Annotated in this window: 21 protein-coding genes and 3 pseudogenes; 6 read left to right on the top strand and 18 right to left on the bottom strand. The window is 36.3% G+C overall.

Annotation, left to right across the window (positions count from 1 at the left end; genetic code table 11):
- Window positions 1–146 precede the first annotated feature (146 nt).
- A complete protein-coding gene (locus AB1279_RS06515) occupies window positions 147–776 on the top strand; it encodes a VC0807 family protein (protein ID WP_429753887.1) in 630 nt (209 codons plus the stop codon).
- A 227-nt stretch (window positions 777–1,003) separates the two neighbouring features.
- Window positions 1,004–1,129, top strand: coding sequence for a hypothetical protein (locus tag AB1279_RS06510; RefSeq protein WP_429758211.1), 126 nt, complete (start codon window positions 1,004–1,006; stop codon window positions 1,127–1,129).
- Window positions 1,130–1,356: 227 nt separating this feature from the next.
- Here the strand turns inward: AB1279_RS06510 and AB1279_RS06505 are convergent, their stop codons facing one another.
- From AB1279_RS06505 to comGA, 9 genes are read right to left on the bottom strand one after another with little or no spacing between them, the layout of a single operon-like run.
- The gene (locus AB1279_RS06505; RefSeq protein WP_336481638.1) at window positions 1,357–1,557 is read right to left on the bottom strand and encodes a YqzE family protein; all 201 of its coding nucleotides are present in this window, start codon (window positions 1,555–1,557) and stop codon (window positions 1,357–1,359) included.
- 36 nt (window positions 1,558–1,593) lie between these two features.
- Window positions 1,594–2,091, bottom strand: coding sequence for a shikimate kinase (locus AB1279_RS06500; RefSeq protein ID WP_429758210.1), 498 nt, complete (start codon window positions 2,089–2,091; stop codon window positions 1,594–1,596).
- Window position 2,092: 1 nt separating this feature from the next.
- On the bottom strand, window positions 2,093–2,470 hold the full coding sequence (gene comGG, locus AB1279_RS06495) for a competence type IV pilus minor pilin ComGG (RefSeq protein WP_429758209.1): 378 nt from the start codon (window positions 2,468–2,470) through the stop codon (window positions 2,093–2,095).
- Window positions 2,467–2,913, bottom strand: a complete 447-nt coding sequence (gene comGF, locus AB1279_RS06490; protein ID WP_429753883.1) for a competence type IV pilus minor pilin ComGF — start codon at window positions 2,911–2,913, stop codon at window positions 2,467–2,469. Before comGF ends, comGG begins: the two co-directional genes overlap by 4 nt.
- Entirely contained in the window at window positions 2,900–3,217 is a 318-nt protein-coding gene (locus tag AB1279_RS06485; RefSeq protein WP_429758208.1) for a type II secretion system protein, read from the bottom strand. Before AB1279_RS06485 ends, comGF begins: the two co-directional genes overlap by 14 nt.
- Window positions 3,207–3,641, bottom strand: coding sequence for a competence type IV pilus minor pilin ComGD (gene comGD, locus AB1279_RS06480; protein ID WP_429758207.1), 435 nt, complete (start codon window positions 3,639–3,641; stop codon window positions 3,207–3,209). The genes AB1279_RS06485 and comGD overlap by 11 nt, the downstream gene beginning before the upstream one ends.
- Window positions 3,638–3,943: a competence type IV pilus major pilin ComGC gene (gene comGC / locus AB1279_RS06475; protein ID WP_429753880.1), complete on the bottom strand. Its 306-nt coding sequence runs from the start codon at window positions 3,941–3,943 to the stop codon at window positions 3,638–3,640. Before comGC ends, comGD begins: the two co-directional genes overlap by 4 nt.
- A 12-nt stretch (window positions 3,944–3,955) precedes the next feature.
- Window positions 3,956–4,990, bottom strand: coding sequence for a competence type IV pilus assembly protein ComGB (comGB, locus tag AB1279_RS06470; RefSeq protein ID WP_429753879.1), 1,035 nt, complete (start codon window positions 4,988–4,990; stop codon window positions 3,956–3,958).
- Window positions 4,983–6,026 (bottom strand): competence type IV pilus ATPase ComGA, encoded by a 1,044-nt coding sequence (gene comGA / locus AB1279_RS06465; RefSeq protein ID WP_429753878.1) that lies wholly within the window; start codon window positions 6,024–6,026, stop codon window positions 4,983–4,985. The genes comGB and comGA overlap by 8 nt, the downstream gene beginning before the upstream one ends.
- A 224-nt stretch (window positions 6,027–6,250) precedes the next feature.
- Between comGA and AB1279_RS06460 the strand changes: the two genes are divergently transcribed.
- From AB1279_RS06460 to AB1279_RS06450, 3 genes are all read left to right on the top strand, one after another.
- Window positions 6,251–6,949 carry a helix-turn-helix transcriptional regulator gene (locus tag AB1279_RS06460; protein ID WP_429758206.1) on the top strand — a complete coding sequence of 233 codons (699 nt, stop codon included), beginning with the start codon at window positions 6,251–6,253 and terminating at the stop codon, window positions 6,947–6,949.
- Window positions 6,950–7,062: 113 nt separating this feature from the next.
- The gene (locus AB1279_RS06455; protein WP_429758205.1) at window positions 7,063–7,305 is read left to right on the top strand and encodes a DUF2626 domain-containing protein; all 243 of its coding nucleotides are present in this window, start codon (window positions 7,063–7,065) and stop codon (window positions 7,303–7,305) included.
- A gap of 106 nt (window positions 7,306–7,411) precedes the next feature.
- A complete protein-coding gene (locus AB1279_RS06450) occupies window positions 7,412–8,806 on the top strand; it encodes an L-cystine transporter (protein ID WP_429758204.1) in 1,395 nt (464 codons plus the stop codon).
- Window positions 8,807–8,911: 105 nt separating this feature from the next.
- Here AB1279_RS06450 and AB1279_RS06445 read toward each other — a convergent pair whose 3' ends face one another.
- Window positions 8,912–9,127, bottom strand: coding sequence for a DUF3912 family protein (locus tag AB1279_RS06445; RefSeq protein ID WP_429761313.1), 216 nt, complete (start codon window positions 9,125–9,127; stop codon window positions 8,912–8,914).
- A gap of 349 nt (window positions 9,128–9,476) precedes the next feature.
- Here AB1279_RS06445 and AB1279_RS06440 point away from each other — a divergent pair, with 349 nt between their 5' ends.
- Window positions 9,477–9,794, top strand: a complete 318-nt coding sequence (locus AB1279_RS06440; protein ID WP_429758203.1) for a hypothetical protein — start codon at window positions 9,477–9,479, stop codon at window positions 9,792–9,794.
- A gap of 13 nt (window positions 9,795–9,807) precedes the next feature.
- On the opposite strand, the gene AB1279_RS06435 is transcribed toward AB1279_RS06440, so the two are convergent.
- The 8 genes and pseudogenes from AB1279_RS06435 to AB1279_RS06400 form a co-directional block, all read right to left on the bottom strand.
- Window positions 9,808–10,299, bottom strand: coding sequence for a hypothetical protein (locus AB1279_RS06435; RefSeq protein ID WP_429758202.1), 492 nt, complete (start codon window positions 10,297–10,299; stop codon window positions 9,808–9,810).
- A 15-nt stretch (window positions 10,300–10,314) separates the two neighbouring features.
- Window positions 10,315–11,292: an HD domain-containing protein gene (locus AB1279_RS06430; protein WP_429761311.1), complete on the bottom strand. Its 978-nt coding sequence runs from the start codon at window positions 11,290–11,292 to the stop codon at window positions 10,315–10,317.
- Window positions 11,292–11,477 (bottom strand): annotated as a pseudogene (locus AB1279_RS06425) (group-specific protein); the annotation flags it as partial. The pseudogene AB1279_RS06425 and the gene AB1279_RS06430, both read right to left, overlap by 1 nt.
- A gap of 147 nt (window positions 11,478–11,624) precedes the next feature.
- Window positions 11,625–11,810, bottom strand: a pseudogene (locus AB1279_RS06420) (group-specific protein); the annotation flags it as partial.
- 74 nt (window positions 11,811–11,884) lie between these two features.
- Window positions 11,885–12,107: pseudogene (locus AB1279_RS06415) on the bottom strand (DUF3966 domain-containing protein).
- An 85-nt stretch (window positions 12,108–12,192) separates the two neighbouring features.
- Complete coding sequence (locus AB1279_RS06410; protein WP_429758201.1) at window positions 12,193–13,251, bottom strand: undecaprenyldiphospho-muramoylpentapeptide beta-N-acetylglucosaminyltransferase; 1,059 nt, start codon at window positions 13,249–13,251, stop codon at window positions 12,193–12,195.
- A 34-nt stretch (window positions 13,252–13,285) separates the two neighbouring features.
- Window positions 13,286–16,687 carry a methionine synthase gene (gene metH / locus AB1279_RS06405; RefSeq protein WP_429758200.1) on the bottom strand — a complete coding sequence of 1,134 codons (3,402 nt, stop codon included), beginning with the start codon at window positions 16,685–16,687 and terminating at the stop codon, window positions 13,286–13,288.
- On the bottom strand, window positions 16,684–18,519 hold the full coding sequence (locus AB1279_RS06400) for a bifunctional homocysteine S-methyltransferase/methylenetetrahydrofolate reductase (RefSeq protein ID WP_429758199.1): 1,836 nt from the start codon (window positions 18,517–18,519) through the stop codon (window positions 16,684–16,686). The genes metH and AB1279_RS06400 overlap by 4 nt, the downstream gene beginning before the upstream one ends.

The raw sequence follows: 18,519 nt of genomic DNA, 5'->3' as shown, positions 1-18,519 counted from the left end.
TTATAATCATTACAATTAGTATTATACATGTTATTAAATTGAAGTCAACATTAAATTAAAATTATTTTAATTTGAGTTTCTTTATCAATTAAATAGGTGTAATATTCAGAAATATTGTTGTAAAATACAATTAGAGGAGGATTTTAATGAAACAAAACCATAAAGCTCTATACGATATCGTTTTTTATCTCATCTTTCCATTTGTTATTTGGAAATTCGGCAAACATTATATGGATGCGTATTATGCAATGCTCATTTCTTCTGTACCAGGTATTTTCTATACATTGTATAGTTTCAAGAAAGAACGACAATTTCATGTGACTGGCTTTTTCATCCTTATTACGATGATTGTAAACACAAGTGTAGACTTACTTTCTGGCTCAGCTGAAAAGATGTTATGGAATGACGTATACTATCACATTACACTTGGAACTCTTGTCATATGTACCATTTTTATTAAGCAACCACTTATGTTATATTTCGCCGCCGACTATGCTGCTCTCCAAGGTTATGATCGAAAGGAATCACAAGTGTTGTACCGTGATCCTCGTCTCTTTCCATCGTTTCAGTACTTTACTTTGTTTTTTGGCTTACAGTTTATTGTACTTAGTTTCATCAAAATATATATGATTTCTAAGTTTGGGGTAGATGGATACGGAGAAATGAAAGCAATTATGACAGGAATTGGTTGGTTCGTTTCGATAGGAATCGGAGCTGGATTCCTTTGGGTTGGTCATAAAATTAGGCAAGTGACAGAAGCAGAATTTAACTTATAAAGTGAAACTCCCATCAGTGGGGGTTTTTTATTATTTTGAAGTAGAGTGTTTCTTTTTCTTTGGTTCTGTTAAAGAAAAAGAAATAGCATAGCTAATAAAAAAGAAAGCAAACTAAAATCGTGGATGCCGATAACGAAAAACATATACAAATATCACTCTGATATCTTTATATAGTGTTGGCATTCTTGAAGGAATAACTAAATCAAACTACAAGGGCGGTGAAAAAAATGGCTAAAAACAAGAATAATCAATTTAAAAATAATAAAAATGCTCAGCCAAAAGCAGATGTAGAATTTTCAGGAGAAAATGGACTTGAAAAAGTAGCATTAAGAGCTCAAAAAAAGCCAAAATAAGTAAAAAATATAAGGCAGTGAACTTGATGTTTTTAGAGATACTAATAGGTGCATTCGTTAAGTAAGTAAGAAACAAAAGTAGCAAGATAAACAAGTAGCTCCACTGTTTACAAACAGTGGAGCTACTTGTTTAGGTTATATTGTCGAATAGATGACGAGTACAACTCGCCGTAGAAATTGTACTATGGCATGCAGTTCTTTTCTAGTAGTAAATTATTCCAAAAGCATTAACTCGATTTTTTTCGCTTTTTCTTCACTTGCCGGTAAAATACTGCAGCACTTAACGGCAGTACACCGAACCAACGATTTAAAAATGGTTCTCTTTCCTCGCGGCGCTGTTGCCGCTTTTGTTTTCGGTCAGCTTTTGGAGCATCCATATATGATACGAATTGTTGTGTCATATATCTTATATAATCATTTGTAGACATATCTCTCACCCCTACTAGAGTAGTATGTCCACTTTTTTATACCTTAATCTGCGTTTGAATTTCTTGCACAATTGCTTCAATACTTTTATTTGTCGTGTCTATTCTCAATGTTGCTTCTTCATAATAGGCTTGACGCTTTTCAAATTTCTCTATAAACGATGGGATGTTTTCTTTTTGAAATAACGGCCTTGTTGTATCCTCAGCAATGCGCTTTGCAATCACATACGGATCACAATACAAATAAATTACAACGCCATGTTCTTTCATCCATTGTCGATTTTCAGCTTTTTCGACTATTCCCCCTCCTGTTGTAATAATATAATCATTTGTAGGTAACGATTGCAGTACTTCACTTTCATACTTTCGAAATACATCTTCTCCTTCTTCCGAAAAAATATTTCGAATGATTTTCTTCGTGTTTTCTTCAATACGTTGATCTGTATCAATCACTGGGATCTGAAGTACACTGCTTAATGCTTTACCAATTGTCGTTTTCCCAGCTCCCATAAAACCTGTTATATATAATGCTCTCATACTACAACCTCTCCTCTTGCCAATTCGTAATCGCTTCGTTATTTGTATTATAACGAAAGCTCACTTTATGTGTGAGCTTTCGTTTCGTTATACATTGCAAAGTAACAAAAGCATCCCCATCTACTGTTGTGTAACCGCCCTTCGCTTCCCCTTTTTCATACGTATAAAAAAACTCTCTTTTTCCCATTCCAGTTTTTAATTCTTGTTTCACTTCTGCAACAGCTTGATCGGTTATTTCTTCTAATATAAACAATTCTTCTGCTTCTGCATAAAACTTTTGATCTGATAAGAATATATTTGTCTCATATACATAGAAAGACATGAGCAACAATATGAGAATGATTGTTCCCGGCATTGTAAATCCACTTTCAGACCTCATCTATTCACCTCAATAGCAGAATAACGGGTAACAACACCATCATATATCTTACCACTTATATCCTGCACGCGTATTATCAATGTATGCGCTGTTAATTCATAAGAAATATTCTCTACTTTTTGTAAAAGAACTTCATGTCCCGTACCATTTACTTTTCGAACAACATTATTTCCAGACATAACATACGTAATACGTTCTCCTGTCTTTGTTTTTAAAAACAATTTTCCGTCTCCACTATTTCCTTCCTGTACTTCTCGAATTTCAATTTGCACTTGCTCTAAAAAGATATTCCATTCCCAATTCGTAACTTGTTTAGAGTAAGGAGTTTCTATAAATAATACGTGAAGCCGAGGTAGAAGAAGAAAGAATACCGATAACAATAAAAAACACATCATCACTTCTAATAACGTAAATCCTTTTTCTTTTTTGCTATTTTTCAACATAGCGACACCGTTCATTTTCTCGTTGTTTCATATCTTTCCATTGTACACATGCCTTGTCAGTTTGCCATTGAATTCTATACGTTACATTCTCATATCGCTTTTCTATTACTGGTGAAATTACATGATGATACATATATACGGCCGCTGCTTCTTTTAAGAATAGCTGTGCTTTGTACCGGAGTTGAATATTTTTTCGTTCTTGCATAATGAGAAGCGTTTGCGGGAGCAAGAGTGAGACCGTCATCATTAATAAACTAAGGGACACAAGAATCTCAAGCATAACCGAACCTTTTTCACACTTCATAATACGTAAATCTTCCTCTCCCAAGCTGAAATACGATATAATACGTTTTTGTCTTATAAGAAACAATAATTGTGCCGCCTCTATTAATATTTCCATCAGCACCGTAAGTCATTGGATTTGGAAACGTATTTAAGTTCACCTGTATATCAGATGGATAGTAACGAACAAGAACAGGATCTGTTTCTCCTGAAGATGTAATGCTATACTTTGCTTGATTGGTAAACCATCGTAACGTATGACGATTACGATGGCTTACCGCTGATTGTTGCATAAAAAGAATGTCTTGGGAAAATTGATTGATAAACTGATCAATTTTTTGTTTTTCATATATTGAGGATAGATTAAAGTATGTTACAACACTTAATATAGAGATGGCGCTTAATACGATGAGCATTTCTAATAGCGTAAAGCCATTTTTCTTCACGATTTTCCTGCAACTGCAACTTCCCCACTTGTCGCATCAATTGTAATACTCTCACCTTTTGGACAAGTTTTAGATGTAATATATTTACCATTGTATAACTCGTCTACTGTTGGGACTTTATTATATTCTAGTTGATACGCTTGTACTTGCGCTTCAACAGACTTTACAAAGGCGTCGCATCCCTTCCCTTGTACAGAAGAGCGCTGTTTTACCACATTTGGAATAATAAGAAGCAGTAAAACAGAAATCACAAGCATTACAAGCAACATTTCTAACAACGTAAAGCCTTTTTCATTTTTCACAGAACAAGCCTCCTAAATAGAATCCATCATTTGAAACATCGGCATAATCATCGCCAAATACATGAGAATAACAACTATTCCGATACATGCAAATAAAAGAGGTTGCACAACAAATAAAATACGATTCATTTTCTCTTCCATCTTTTCTATTGTCAGTTCACTATAATCGGCAAGCTCAGCTGCTAAATTCCCATTTGCTTGTCCATGTTTAATAATATAAGAAAGCTCCCGTTCGTAGTAAGGACGGTTCATCATAATGAAATCAAGATGTTCGCCTATTGTTAATAACTCCTGTATTTTAAGAGCTTCACATTGAAAAAACGGATGATGCTTTTGTTCCTTCATTAATGTGAGCGCTTCTAATATAGATAACCCGCCTTGCAAAAGACCGCTTAATTGAATTGCAAAATAGTGTGAGTTCGTTAACATAAAAAACTGTTTTATAAGAGGCACTCGCATAAAAATATTCATTCTTCTAATCGGGTGCAATCTCTTTACATACACCATATATATAAGCACTACAATGCCGATTACCAAAGCAGCTCCACCTATCACATACGGAAGGATTTGAATAAATGTTAAAATATCGTCTGTAAACGAAGAAGAAGACCCTTGGAGTGAACGATATAAAGTTGAAAACTGCGGAAGAAGAACCATATTAAATACGAGGAGGATTCCTAATAAAAACAAGGAAAGAAAAAGTGGATAACGCAATACTTTCATCATATTTTTTTGGTGTTTATCTTTTCTGCTGAGTAGTGAGCTTCCTTGTTGCAATGCAAAGGAAATGTCACCATGCTGCTCTGCATAAAATAAATAACTTAAAATATCTGGGTGAAATGCAAGTTTATAGAACACATCATGCAAGCTACTTCCTTTTTTAAATTCTTCAGCAGCATCTTGAAGCTGTATTTGTTTTTGAGGATTTAAGTGGAAATGAAGAAATTCTAATGCATGTAATAAAGAATATCCTTTCTCTAAGAGCTCACCAAGCCTTCGGAGCAATAAGGCTTGTTCATGTAACCGCCACTTCTCATGTTTAAACATAGATATCTTCTTCAATAAACCCTAATGCATATCCTTTTCTTAATTCATCTTGAAGCGTTGTATATTGATACATCGCTTGTTTTCCATTCGCTTCCCGAATTACTTCTTTTAGCTCATAACCGTACAATAATTCATAAATGCTTGCTCGGCGTACATGACGCATTTTTTTACATAACGGCGAGCATTTTCCTTTGCAAAATGGACATTTCAATTCCACTAGTCTTTGTGCCGCTACTGCTAATAACGACTGTTCAATTTCTTGAAGGGTAATACCATAATCCATTAAGCGTAACACCGCACTTTTCGCATCATTTGTATGCAATGTTGTCATAACTAGATGGCCTGTTAAACTTGCTCGAATCGCCACTTTTGCCGTTTCTTCATCTCGAATTTCTCCTACTAAAATAATATCCGGGTCATGACGTAAAATTGCTTTTAATCCAGTTGCATACGTAATACCAGCTTTTTCATTAATTTGAATTTGTAATAACCCGTCCTTTTTCTTTTCAACCGGATCTTCAAGCGTAACAATACGGCGAGTCTGCTCCTTCTTCGCTACTTCTAAAAGAGCATACATCGTTGTTGTTTTTCCTGACCCTGTAGGTCCTGTAAAAATAATTAATCCATGCGAATGATGTAAAAAAGAGAGAAGTGTTTTCGCGGAACTTGGGAATAATGAGAGATGTGAGAGATTTGGCACCGCCGTTTGCAAGTGCATACGAATGACCAAACTTTCATGATGTATAGTTGGCAAAGTAGAAAGGCGTAAATATACTTCCTCCTCATCAATTTTCATCTGCAATGAACCATTTTGCGGCTTCCTCCTTTCACCAATATCCATAGATGCTAAAAATTTAAAGTGCGATACAAGCCGTTCGCAAAACTCTTTTGAAATACAGCGCTTTGTCATCAAATCTTTTCCAATACGTAATTGCACAACAGCATCTTCATGACGCGGCACAATATGAAGATCTGATGCACGTAACCGACATGCTTCTTTCATGATTGTGTCAGCAAACTGTTCAACAGCATTCACTATTATCCCCTCCTCACTATTTATATATCATAGCCATCATGAAAAGAAAAATGAGGAGTTTTCTATTTCTATCATGAAATTTTCGAATTTTCTGGGAGAAAAACAAGAAAAAGTATGTGAAATTATGAACAATTAATGAATCATTGCCAAAACTGATTATTATACAACATTATCTATATTATAATATTGTTATCCCAGATAAAGTGATAAAGGTGGCGATCCTCATGGAACAAGCTTTAAAAATTACAAACGTACTATCTGATCCAACACGCTATTATATTTATCAATATATTTCTCAAAAACATACTGATGTTACTGTACAAGAAATTGCTGACGAATTTAATATTCATCCAAATGTTGCACGTCTACATCTCTCTAAGCTAGAAGATGTAAATATGTTAAAATCAGAAACAAAAAAAACAGGCAAAGGCGGCAGACCAAGCCGGTTATACGCACTATCAGACGATGTAATTCAACTACAGTTTCCGTTTCGTGATTATCAATTGTTAGCACAAATTGCATACAATACATTACTTAGCTTAGGCGAAGTTGGTAAAACTGCGCTATATGAGACAGGTAAACAGTTTGGCAAAGAATTAATGGAACAACATCTACGTCAACTAAACATTAACGAAAATGAATTGACTGTAGAACAAAAAGTACAAATTGCCAAAGAAGCTTTAACAACAGCCGGATTATCTCCGACATTCGAATTAAGCATTGATGAAACAAAAATTTTCTATGAAGTATACAATTGTCCTTTTAAAGAAGTAGCTATTCACCACCCAAAAGAAATTTGCAACATGCATGGAGATATGATGAAAGGTATCTTTGAAATTCTATTTCCAAACATGGATTTAACACGTAACGATACTATGCTAGAAACAAGTTGTAAGTCTTGCAGTTATCATATTCATATGTAAAATAAGAAGCCAGGTTATACTGGCTTCTTATTATTTTGCAAATGTTTACAATAGTTAGAAAAGTGCATTATAATAAAAGGTGTATTGAGTTCATACAAAAGGAGGGGAATGGGATGGAGCGCATGTTTCGCGTTCTCGGCTTTTGGACAGGTATTTTTTCCGTCATGTTTTATTTAGGGGATATGTATAGCACAGCACTATTATTTTTAGGACAAACAGGATTTTTTGTACTTTTAAGCTATTTAAAATTAACAGAGCGCATGTACATTTATGTATTCGGCGCATATTTAACAGTTTTCTTCATAGGATTTACATACTATACGACATTCCTTCTTACACCAGGAGTAGGACATTAAGATGGCATATACGCCATCTTTTTTTATACCTAGCTTATTTCATAGTTGACTCATAGGTTTTATTGGAATATATTTGTATGTAACAGATTTGAAGGAGGAAAATAGTATGAATACATTGTCAGTTAGCATAAACGTTGTAATTATGCTCTTATTAGTAGGCGTGTTATATTATATGCAACGTAAGCACGTTTCATTTAATAAACGTGTATTTACCGCACTTGGACTCGGAATTGCATTTGGACTTATTTTACAATTTTTTTATAAACCAACTTCTGAAGTCATTATCCAATCCAACAATTGGTTTAACTTAATTGGAAGCGGTTATGTTAAGTTATTACAAATGATCGTTATGCCGCTTATTTTAGTTTCTATTCTTTCAGCGTTTACAAAATTGAAACTAACAAATAATCTTGGTAAAATTAGCGGTTTTATTATCGGTATTTTACTTCTTACAACTGCAATTGCAGCTGCAGTCGGAATTGCTTCAAGTGCTGGCTTTCATGTTTCAGCAACTGGCTTGCAGCAAGGTGATGCTGAAACAGCTCGCTTGAAATTAGTGGAAGAAAAATTCACTTCCATTGACCAAACACCCATCCCGCAAAAATTATTAGAATTACTCCCTGCAAATCCATTTCTAGATTTAACAGGTGCCCGTCCAACGTCAACAATTTCTGTTGTAATCTTTGCAGCATTTATTGGAATCGCCTTCTTAGGAGTGAAAAAGAAATACCCAGAGCAGGCAGAACAATTTAAAATTATGCTCGATGCCGTATATGCGGTTGTCATGCGGATGGTAACATTAATTTTACGTCTTACTCCATATGGCGTACTTGCTCTTATGGCAAAAACAGTTTCAGGTAGTGATATCCAGGCCATTTTAAAACTTGGAAATTTTGTATTAGCGTCTTACGTAGCACTCATTGTTATGTTTATTATTCACTTATTACTTATCGCTCTTTCTGGTCTAAATCCAATCCAATATTTGAAAAAGGTATTCCCTGTTTTAACATTTGCGTTTACTTCACGCTCAAGCGCAGGTACACTGCCATTAAATATTGAAGCGCAAAAAGAAAAGCTAGGCGTTTCAGAAGGAATCGCAAACTTTGCGGCATCCTTTGGTGTATCAATTGGTCAAAATGGATGCGCTGGTATTTATCCTGCAATGCTTGCGATGATGGTTGCGCCAACTGTTGGTATCGATCCGTTGCAGCCGCAATTTATCTTAACGTTAATTGCTGTTGTTGCAATTAGTTCATTTGGCGTTGCCGGTGTTGGAGGCGGAGCAACATTCGCGGCACTCATCGTACTTTCTACAATGAACTTACCAATTGGAATTGTTGCTCTATTAATCTCTGTTGAACCGTTAATTGATATGGGACGCACAGCTTTAAACGTAAGCGGTTCTATGACAACTGGTTTGATTTCTAGCAAATGGCTCGGAGAATTAGATGTAAATACGTACAATGAAACAGTCAATAAAACTGAAGAAGTTGCATTATAAGAAAAAACAGCTGACAGTAATCTGTCAGCTGTTTTTTCCAGACATAGTTATACCATTCCATTTGTTAATGAACGATCGTTAAAGTAAGCACAGTAATAAAATTTTTTACAAATAACCTTGTTCCTCGCACCAATCATGAAATTGCCGAACATCTACATCAATTAAAACAATATCTTTTAACTCAATATCGATATTCATACCGTCAATTACAATCGCATATTCTGTACTGCTCTTCGTATCATTTCGTTTTATGACTCCAATTTGATTCCGATGTGGTCCATCTTTTACATATGCTTTTTGTCCTGTAATATCAAAGTTCAACATCTTCACCTCTTTCATTTGCTCCATTTCTGTATGTATATGATGAAACAACGAAAGAGTCCCCTACTTTTTGCTTTATTACAATTATTTTTCATTTGTTTTAATTGTATAAAATATACATAAAAATTCATGTTACAAACGAATTGATAGCGCTTTCTAAAATAAACTCATGTTATACTAATACAGTGAAAAAACCATTAATCGGGACTTCACTGATAATCAATTTCGCACATCGTTTTTTGTGACATCTATTCTTCACTATCTTTTAGGCTTTCTCACAGTCTTAAAGTGGAGGGCTTACTGTCCACAAATAACGAGATAAAGTCGAATTTCTTAAAGAGGAAAAACAATGAATACAGTAATCATTACAAAAATCATCGAAACTTTAAAATCATATGGATTTCAAAATGCAGCATATTGTGAAAAAACAAAACAGTATCTGTTTCACAACGACACAGATATTATGAGCGGCTATGCAAAAATAACATATAGCGCTCAATTTGAAAAATTCAGCGTACACATTCATCCTATTGAAACACATCACCTTACAGAATTGCATGAAGTCGAGAAGCATATACAATCTTGCATACGAAAAGTTGAGTATTTAAATACAATCATTGAAAAGCAATGTAAAAACGCAGAACATACAAAAAAAAGAACGTGCTAAGCACGTTCTTTTTTTATACAGTCATATTTTCTTTAATTTGAATACCTGACGCATTCTCTATTAATTCAACTACTTCTTCTAGTGTCATATCAAAAATCGTTCGCTCACCTTCCACATAAGGAAACTTATGAAAACGCTTCTCCATTTTTTTCACTGCATCAGATGAAAATATCGAGCTATCTACATGAAATTCTGATTCCAATAACACAATACAATCTAATAAATGAAATCCTAAACCATTTATAAAGGAAATGAACTTCTCTTTTGACTGCGATGATACAAAAACGTTACGCTCAAGTTCATAAAATAATTCTTCGCCTAAGATCTCTTCCAGTTCATCATCATGTTCACGATTTATAATCTCTTCATACCCATAATCATCAACAAGTTCTTCTACTTCTTCTCCATCTTCAAATAGTAATTGTGCTAAAAGTGCACCTTTCTTATATTCACTTTGCTGTACAACTGTTAAAAAGTTTGTTTTCCATCCTTGCTCTAAATTCATATTTCGTTACTCCTTCTATACATTCTGGATTTTTAAATATATATTTTGTTGCAATTGCTTTTTCGCTTTCTCATTACATTGTTCAACAAATGAAGATATGACAGACGCTCTTTGCATCTTGCCATTTTTATAAACAAACGGATCAATTAATCGTGCTTTTCCGCCCTTATAACAAATGTCGTATTCTTCCCTATTCTCTTCTAATTCTACTTTTGAATGTAAGGAATTAAGCATCTTCTCAATTTCACAATCCCCACTATTGCGCAACATATGTAACACCGTTTCATCATCAGTTAAAAAATTAGATACATGCAAAATGTTCTTTCGCAACGCTTCTTGTAATACCTTTGTTAATATATAATAACCATACGAATTCAACGGATGCAAAAAGAAATCAATCGTTTCTTTATAATAAGTTTCTGTAAACCATTCTGCTGCCTGTACTGATTGTAAACATATTTGTCTATTATGAACTGTTACGTCCTCTAAAAAAGAGCACACTTCTTGCTTTGAAATCATTCCATATGTGTATAAATCCCGTAACGTATAGTCCATACGATCTGCACATAATTTCGGTAGAGGTTGTTCTAACAACGTCCATTGTTCCCATTTCTCAATCATTCTATAATCATAGCCATATCTCTGCAAAATAGCTGGAATATCTGAAGCTTCAATAACGTCTATAAAGATTTGTTCATGATAATCCTCATCTTGCTCCTCTAATACGTGATCCACAATGTGAGAAAATGCAGTATGCGATATATCGTGAAGCAAAGCTGCAATTTGTTCTTCTACGCTACCACCTAACATTTTTACAAGAATCATAACGCCAACTGAGTGCTCGTAACGTGTTACATTCCACGTTGGATTCACGAGAAAGCTTGCGCCGCCTTGATGTACCTTCTTTAGGCGCTGCACTGCTTTTGATTGCAAGAGTTCTGCGAGCACACCATCTATATGATGTTCACCATATATAGTATCATTAATTGTAATCAAACTCTTGCCTCCTCTAACACTTGTTCAATAAATTCTTCTATACCGCCTTCCACTATATGTACTTCTGGTAAATGGTAAAACGTTGTATCTAAAGAATGATTTTCACTATACAAATATACCTTTTTACCCCAAGCAAGTGCCATTCCAAACTCTGTATGACTCCCTTTCCCCCCATCCAATACAGTGAAACTTCCATCAGTGGGACTGTTTATCCCTACTGATGGAAAGCCCGCCCAATCGGGCTTTTACAGACAGTTATCCCCCACCTCTCTTCTTTGGTTTCTCAGAATTTCAAGGTGGGGGATTTACTGTCTGTTAATGCGGGACAAAAGCAGAAAAACGTCTGCATCTTGTACAGCTTGTTTTTCTGCTTTTCCAATACTTTCTAATTCCAATCTATTTGTCGTTTTTTCATTTTTTGTCCAATCATACGTATGAATTCATCCTGCTTGTTTCAGTTTATTAGGGCAGACAAGAGGTTTATTTGTAAAGGTTGAAGCAATGTAAAATTTCATACTACTTCTCTCCTTATTATGGAATACATAGACAGGAAACCCTTTATATGCATGAAAAAAGAGAACGTTTACAACTATAATTCTTTTTTTACTTTTTTATTGCTTTTATCATTTAACATATCTAATTCAGCTGTAATTTCTGATTTTTCTAGTTTACGTTCTTGTGAAAAATTCCGTCCCATATAAACTATAATACTACCAATATACAATACTAAACAAACAACTAGAGCAATGTTTTCATAGAGACTTAGCCCCAACATAGTCACTCCTAATCTCATCCGTATTTTCACGCATCAACAATTAGAATTCTCCTGTCAAATCTATGTTATTGTAACATAAAGTATGCTGTTATCTCTATTCAAAAAGCATGATTTCTATGAAATCATGCTTTCGTGACGTAATCAATTATCGTTTGTAACGCTTCTTGTCCGTTATACTGCTGCATAGATCTTTTATACTGCAAACGATGTTTATATAATTCTTCCACATATTCAACTAGTAACGTTTCCGTTAAATCTTCTTCAAATAACACGCGTCCATATCCTTGTTTTTCAAACGACTGTGCATTTAAAATTTGATCGCCTCGGCTCGAAGATTTCGGAAGAGGAATTAATAGCATCGGCTTTTGCAGTGTTAGAAATTCAAAGATTGCATTGGATCCTGCACGAGAAATGACAATATCTGTTGCTGCTAATATGTCTGGCAGTTCACCATGAACATATTCAAACTGCTTGTATCCTGGCATACTTTCAAGCTTTTCGTCGAGATTTCCTTTCCCGCACAAATGAACAATTTGATATGTTTGAAGAAGATCCGGCAATGCACCGCGAACTGCTTCATTAATGCGCTTTGCCCCTAAACTGCCTCCCATAACTGTAATAACTGGCTTTGATGCAGTGAACCGTAAAAATTGCAGTCCTTTATTGCGACTCCCTTGCAATACCTCTTCTCGCACAGGTGACCCCGTATAGACTGTTTTTTCTTTTGGTAAATGTTTTTTTGCTTCTTCAAACGTAACAAATATTTTCGAGGCAAAACGAAGAGCAATTTTATTTGCAAGCCCCGGTGTCATATCAGACTCATGTAAAAAAACAGGAACACGGTTTAACCATGCACCAATTACAACTGGTACAGATACGAAGCCACCTTTTGAAAAAATAACATCTGGTTTTAATTTCCGAATGCGTACATACGCATCCATAACCCCTTTCATCACAAGAAAGGGGTCTTTTATATTTTTTAAATCAAAATAACGACGAAGCTTTCCGCTTGCTACACCATAATAAGGAATCCCTTCTTTTTCAATGATAGTCTTTTCTATTCCATTATGCGAACCAATATAGCAAACGTTCCACCCACTCTTTTGAAAATGCGGTATAAGCGCTAAATTAGGCGTAACATGACCAGCAGAACCTCCGCCTGTAAATATAATCGTCTTCACAGTAAGTCTCCTTTTATAGAAGTTTTACTTTAGATTATAACACACTGAAATAACGTGCTTCCGGATGAGAAAACACCATTGCTGTAACGGAAGCCTCAGGTTCCATCATAAACCCTTCAGTTAAGGAGATTCCAATTTCTTCTGGATAAATGAGACGGAATAATTTTTCTTGATCAGCAAGTTCCGGACATGCAGGATAGCCAAAAGAAACACGAATTCCTTGATATTTTGTACGGAATCGCTCTTCCATCGTCATGTTTAGTGAATCTGGAAATCCCCAGCGATCACGTATGAGCATATGCGTTTTTTCAGCTAAGCCTTCTGCAAGTTCAAGTGCAAGCGACTGAATAGCATGGCTGCGCAAATAATCACCTTGCTCTTTCCACTTTTCTGCTACAGCGCGTACGCCTTTCCCAACCGTTACAGCTAAAAAAGCAACATAATCCATTTCATCTCCAACTGGGCGCAGGTAATCACCTAACGTGCGGTGCGGAGCTTTCCCTTGTCTTGGGAATGTAAATCGCTCTAATACACGAGCCCGATCTTCTGGGTCATAAATTAAGATATCTTGGTTTTTACTTTGTGCAGGAAAGAATTGATAAACTGCACTCGGACGTAACCATGATTCTCCTTCACGAAGCAATTCATCAATTAAATCATTGAGTTCATGGGCCCTTCTATCTCCTTCTTGCAGCAACTTTTTCACATTCCCTTTTAAACCCAAATGATGCCCAAGTAACATTTGTCGATTTAAAAACGGAGCAAGATGTGCTACTGGAAAATCCCGGAGAACGACACGTTTTGTAGAATCTGGTATGATAACTGGCACTGCAGGTAATTTTTCAATCTGTACTGGTACCTCTACTACTTTTTTCTCTTCTGTTGCAACAACATGTAAGTGGCGATTCGCTTTTTCTTCACGCATTTTTTCTCGTTCCTCTTCATGCTGCAGACGATTGATAAGATCTAACCCCGTCATCGCGTCGCTTGCGTATAATACGAGTCCTTGATAAGAAGGAGAAATACGCGTTTCTGTGAATTTCCGCGTCAGCGCTGCTCCGCCTACAACAATGGGAACATCAATATTTGCTGCTTTTAAGTCTTCTGCTGTTGTCACCATCTGTTGCGCAGATTTAACTAGCAATCCTGATAATCCAATAATATCGGGCTTTTGTTCTTTCACCTCTTGAATAATACGATCAGATCGCACATTAATACCAAGGTTCACAATATCATATCCATTATTCGATAAAATAATTTCCACTAAATTTTTACCGATATCATGTACATCCCCTTTTACTGTAGCAAGCAATACTTTCCCTTTTTTGGCACTATCAGTTGTCTCCATATATGGCTCTAAATAAGCAACTGCTGCTTTCATGCTTTCCGCACTTTGCAACACTTCTGCAACAATCAGCTCATTATTATTAAATAAACGCCCTACTTCATCCATTCCTGCCATAAGCGGCCCATTAATAATGTCAAGCGGCTTTCTTCCTTCAGCAAGCGCAGCTTGCAAGTCATCGTGTAATCCTTGCTTCGTTCCTTCGACAATATAATGAGATAGGCGCTCATCAAGCGTTAGCGTTTCAGCTGCTATGACTTCTTTCTGCTTCACATTACGATAAAAGTTTGTAAACTTCTCTAATGTTTCTTTCGTCGTTTCAAACAAAAGAGCATTTGCTAGTGCTTTCTCTTCTTCAGAAATAGAGGCATAGCGCTCTAGTTTTTCAGTATTAACAATTGCATAATCTAAGCCTGCCTTTGTAGCATGATATAAAAAGACTGAATTTAATACTTCGCGTCCTGCTGGTGGTAAACCGAACGAAATATTACTTACACCTAATATCGTTAAACACTCAGGCATTGCTTCTTTTATAAGCCGAATGCCTTCAATTGTTGCCGCAGCTGAACCGATATATTCTTCATCTCCTGTTCCAACAGGGAATACAAGTGCATCAAAAATAATATCAGATGGGCGTACTCCGTATTTCGTTGTTAATAACTCATAACTTCTTTTCGCAATTTCAAGCTTCCGCTTGGCCGTTACCGCCATACCAATTTCATCAATTGTTCCAACAACAATAGCAGCTCCATACTGTTTAATAAGTGGAATCACTTTTTCAAAACGCTCTTCTCCATTTTCTAAGTTAATGGAGTTAATCACTCCTTTTCCTTGCAGATAAGTAAGAGCTCTTGCCATAACTTTCTCATCTGTCGAATCGATCATAATTGGCACCTTTAATACTTTCGTCACAGCTTGCAGGAAATTCTCCATATCTTCTACTTCATCACGGTCTGGATCTGCCATACAAATATCAATAATATGGGCATTTTTCTTTACTTGTGCCCTCGCTACTTCTGCTGCTTCTTCAAAATTCCCGTCTGCAACAAGACGTTTAAATTTCCTTGAGCCAATTACATTCGTACGCTCCCCAACGAATAACGGACGCATTGCATCTTCATATTGCAACGCTTCAAGCCCGCTAATTCCATGTCCTTTTCTTTCTTGTTTCACACGTGGCTGAAATGATAACAACGCCTCTTTCATCGCTCGAATGTGCGCTGGCGTTGTTCCGCAACATCCACCAACAATATTGACCCAACCTTCTTCTGCAAACTGCTTCACTTTATATGCAAGCGAATGCGGTGATTCATGATAATGACCATCTTCATCCGGAAGCCCAGCATTTGGATAACAAGAAATATAACACTCTGATAACTCTGCGAGTGAACGAATATGTTCTCTCATAAACTCCGGTCCTGTTGCGCAGTTTAACCCTACTGATAATGGATTCATATGCTCTACCGATAAGTAAAATGCCTCAATTGTTTGCCCAGCTAACGTTGTTCCCATCGGTTCAATTGTTCCAGAAATCATAAGAGGAACTCTTTTATCGGCCTCAACAAATGCCTTTTCAATTCCTAAACAGGCCGCTTTTACATTACGCATATCCTGACTTGTTTCCACAAGTAACAAATCTACACCACCACGCAATAACCCGCGCGCCTGTCTTGTGTATGCCTCAATAAGCCCTTCAAACGTCACCCCGCCTGTAACACTAATCGCTTTTGTTGTTGGGCCCATTGCTCCTGCTACATATACTTCTTTTTCGCTCTCTATTACAGCCTGTTTTGCTAATTGGGCTGCCTTTTCATTTAACTCCTCATCTAAGTGAGAGAGATTATAATCACTTAGTACAATGTTCGTTGCACCAAATGTATTCGTTTCAATAATATCTGCTCCTGCTTCAATATACGTTTTATGAATATGTAAAATAACATCTGGTCGTGTTTTTACTAAATATTCATTACATCCTTCATATTCTTCTCCGCCAAAATCTACAGCCGAAAGGTCTTCTTGTTGAATCATCGTCCCCATTGCACCATCTAAAATTAAAATGTCTTGCTGCAATCTTTCCTCGATTGATCTCATACATTCATTCCTTCTTTCTGCTCTTTCTTCGCCTGAATATACTTAACAAGTACTTCTGTCACTTCGTACTTTAAAAATGGTGTAATTAAATAAATACCATTAAATAATTCCATTGCAACATCAATTAACTCTTGAGATATACGAATCCCTTCTGTCACTGCTTCTTCTGACGTTCTATGTCCATCCATACGCCTTCTCACTTGTTCTGGAAGGGTAATGCCTGGCACTTCAAAATGTAGAAAATCCGCATTTCGTTTACTTACAAGTGGCATAATACCAATAAAAATTGGCTGCTCAATATGCTTCGTTGCTTCATATACGCTTCGAATGACTGCAGCATCATAAATAGGCTGCGTTAAAAAATACTCCGCTCCAGCTGCAATTTTTTTCTCCATTCGTTTTACAGCTGCTTCTATATGTCTTACATTCGGATTAAAGGCCCCGCCCACTGAAAAATGGGTAGCTTCTCCAATTGTTTTCCCTAAAATAGAACGCCCATTATTCATTTCTTTAATCATTTTAATGAGCTCTACAGAAGAAAGATCATATACAGATGTTGCACCAGGAAAATCACCAACGCGGGCTGGATCCCCCGTTAATGCTAATACTTCCTCCATACCGAGCGCTGCTAATCCAAGTAAATGAGACTGCAGCCCGATCACATTATGATCACGGCACGTTAAATGAGTCAATACAGGAATATCATTCTTTGTTAATAACGCACCCATCGCCATGTTTGATACACGAGGTGATGCTAAGGAATTATCTGCCAACGTAATAGCATTTGCTCCCGCACGCTTCAACGCTTTTGCTCCTTCAAAAAACCTTTGTGTATCCAAAGTTTTTGGCGGGTCAAGCTCAACAATCACTGTCGTTTCTTTCTTCACTTTTTCTGCTAACGTAATTCGATCCACTGTATGTACACGCTTCGTTGTTATTACTTCTGCATGCTTTACAACTTCTTTAGCTGTTACAGGACGCTCATTTTCAAGCGCTCGCTTCATCGCTTCGATATGAGCAGGGGTTGTACCGCAACACCCCCCCAGTAACCTAACTCCTTGCTTAATAAATTCTGGCGCCATCTCTTCAAAATAAGCAGGGCTTCCTTCATATACATAACGACCTTCTACATACTTAGGAAGACCGGCATTTGGATATGCAGATAAATAACCATATTCAGGAATTGCTATTGTTTTAAAAGATTCAATCATATGAAGCGGCCCTAATTGACAATTTAATCCGACCACATTTGCACCATACTCTATAAGCCGCTTCAATACACTATCTACACTATTTCCATTTTGAGTTGTACCAGCCGCATGAAGAGCAAGCTGTGCAATAAGAGGGACATTTGTTTGCTTTCGTAATACTTTCACTGCATGAAGCAATTCAAATTCATCGTAAAAGGTTTCTAATAATATCCCATCAACATTTTCTTCTAGCAGAGCATTTGCTTGCTCTAAGAGCATAAATTCTCGTTCCATATCAGTCGTTGTAACTGCTCCAATGTGTTTCATACCACCGATTGTTCCAACAATTGCATTCTTTTCTGTCGCTGCTTCTTTTGCATGTCTTACAGCAGCACGGTTAATCTTTCTTACGCGATCCTCAAGCCCATACATCCGAAGTTTTCCTTCATTTGCTCCATATGTATTTGTTTGAATAACATCTGCCCCAGCAGCAACATATTGTTTATGAATCGAAATAATCCGCTCCGGCTCAGATAAATTCAATTCTTCAAAGCAGCTTTGTAAACCATGAGAGTGCAACAATGTTCCCATTGCTCCGTCCCCAATAACAATTCCTCTTTGCAATAAATCTAGTAATTTCAC

Origin of the sequence: Bacillus sp. S14(2024) (assembly GCF_050473785.1) — a bacterium.
Taxonomy (GTDB): domain Bacteria; phylum Bacillota; class Bacilli; order Bacillales; family Bacillaceae_G; genus Bacillus_A; species Bacillus_A yunxiaonensis.
Note: the sequence above shows the minus strand (reverse complement) of the source record. Positions and strands in the feature narration are given on the sequence as shown.

Coding starts and splice junctions, on each gene's coding strand:
- AB1279_RS06455 (WP_429758205.1), top strand. CDS start 7,063: ATGGAGCGCATGTTTCGCGTTCTCGGCTTTTGGACAGGTATTTTTTCC.
- AB1279_RS06505 (WP_336481638.1), bottom strand. CDS start 1,557: ATGTCTACAAATGATTATATAAGATATATGACACAACAATTCGTATCA.
- AB1279_RS06500 (WP_429758210.1), bottom strand. CDS start 2,091: ATGAGAGCATTATATATAACAGGTTTTATGGGAGCTGGGAAAACGACA.
- AB1279_RS06450 (WP_429758204.1), top strand. CDS start 7,412: ATGAATACATTGTCAGTTAGCATAAACGTTGTAATTATGCTCTTATTA.
- AB1279_RS06485 (WP_429758208.1), bottom strand. CDS start 3,217: ATGAAGTGTGAAAAAGGTTCGGTTATGCTTGAGATTCTTGTGTCCCTT.
- AB1279_RS06435 (WP_429758202.1), bottom strand. CDS start 10,299: ATGAATTTAGAGCAAGGATGGAAAACAAACTTTTTAACAGTTGTACAG.
- comGF (WP_429753883.1), bottom strand. CDS start 2,913: ATGTTGAAAAATAGCAAAAAAGAAAAAGGATTTACGTTATTAGAAGTG.
- AB1279_RS06515 (WP_429753887.1), top strand. CDS start 147: ATGAAACAAAACCATAAAGCTCTATACGATATCGTTTTTTATCTCATC.
- metH (WP_429758200.1), bottom strand. CDS start 16,687: ATGAGATCAATCGAGGAAAGATTGCAGCAAGACATTTTAATTTTAGAT.
- AB1279_RS06440 (WP_429758203.1), top strand. CDS start 9,477: ATGAATACAGTAATCATTACAAAAATCATCGAAACTTTAAAATCATAT.
- comGG (WP_429758209.1), bottom strand. CDS start 2,470: ATGAGGTCTGAAAGTGGATTTACAATGCCGGGAACAATCATTCTCATA.
- AB1279_RS06460 (WP_429758206.1), top strand. CDS start 6,251: ATGGAACAAGCTTTAAAAATTACAAACGTACTATCTGATCCAACACGC.
- AB1279_RS06510 (WP_429758211.1), top strand. CDS start 1,004: ATGGCTAAAAACAAGAATAATCAATTTAAAAATAATAAAAATGCTCAG.
- comGB (WP_429753879.1), bottom strand. CDS start 4,990: ATGTTTAAACATGAGAAGTGGCGGTTACATGAACAAGCCTTATTGCTC.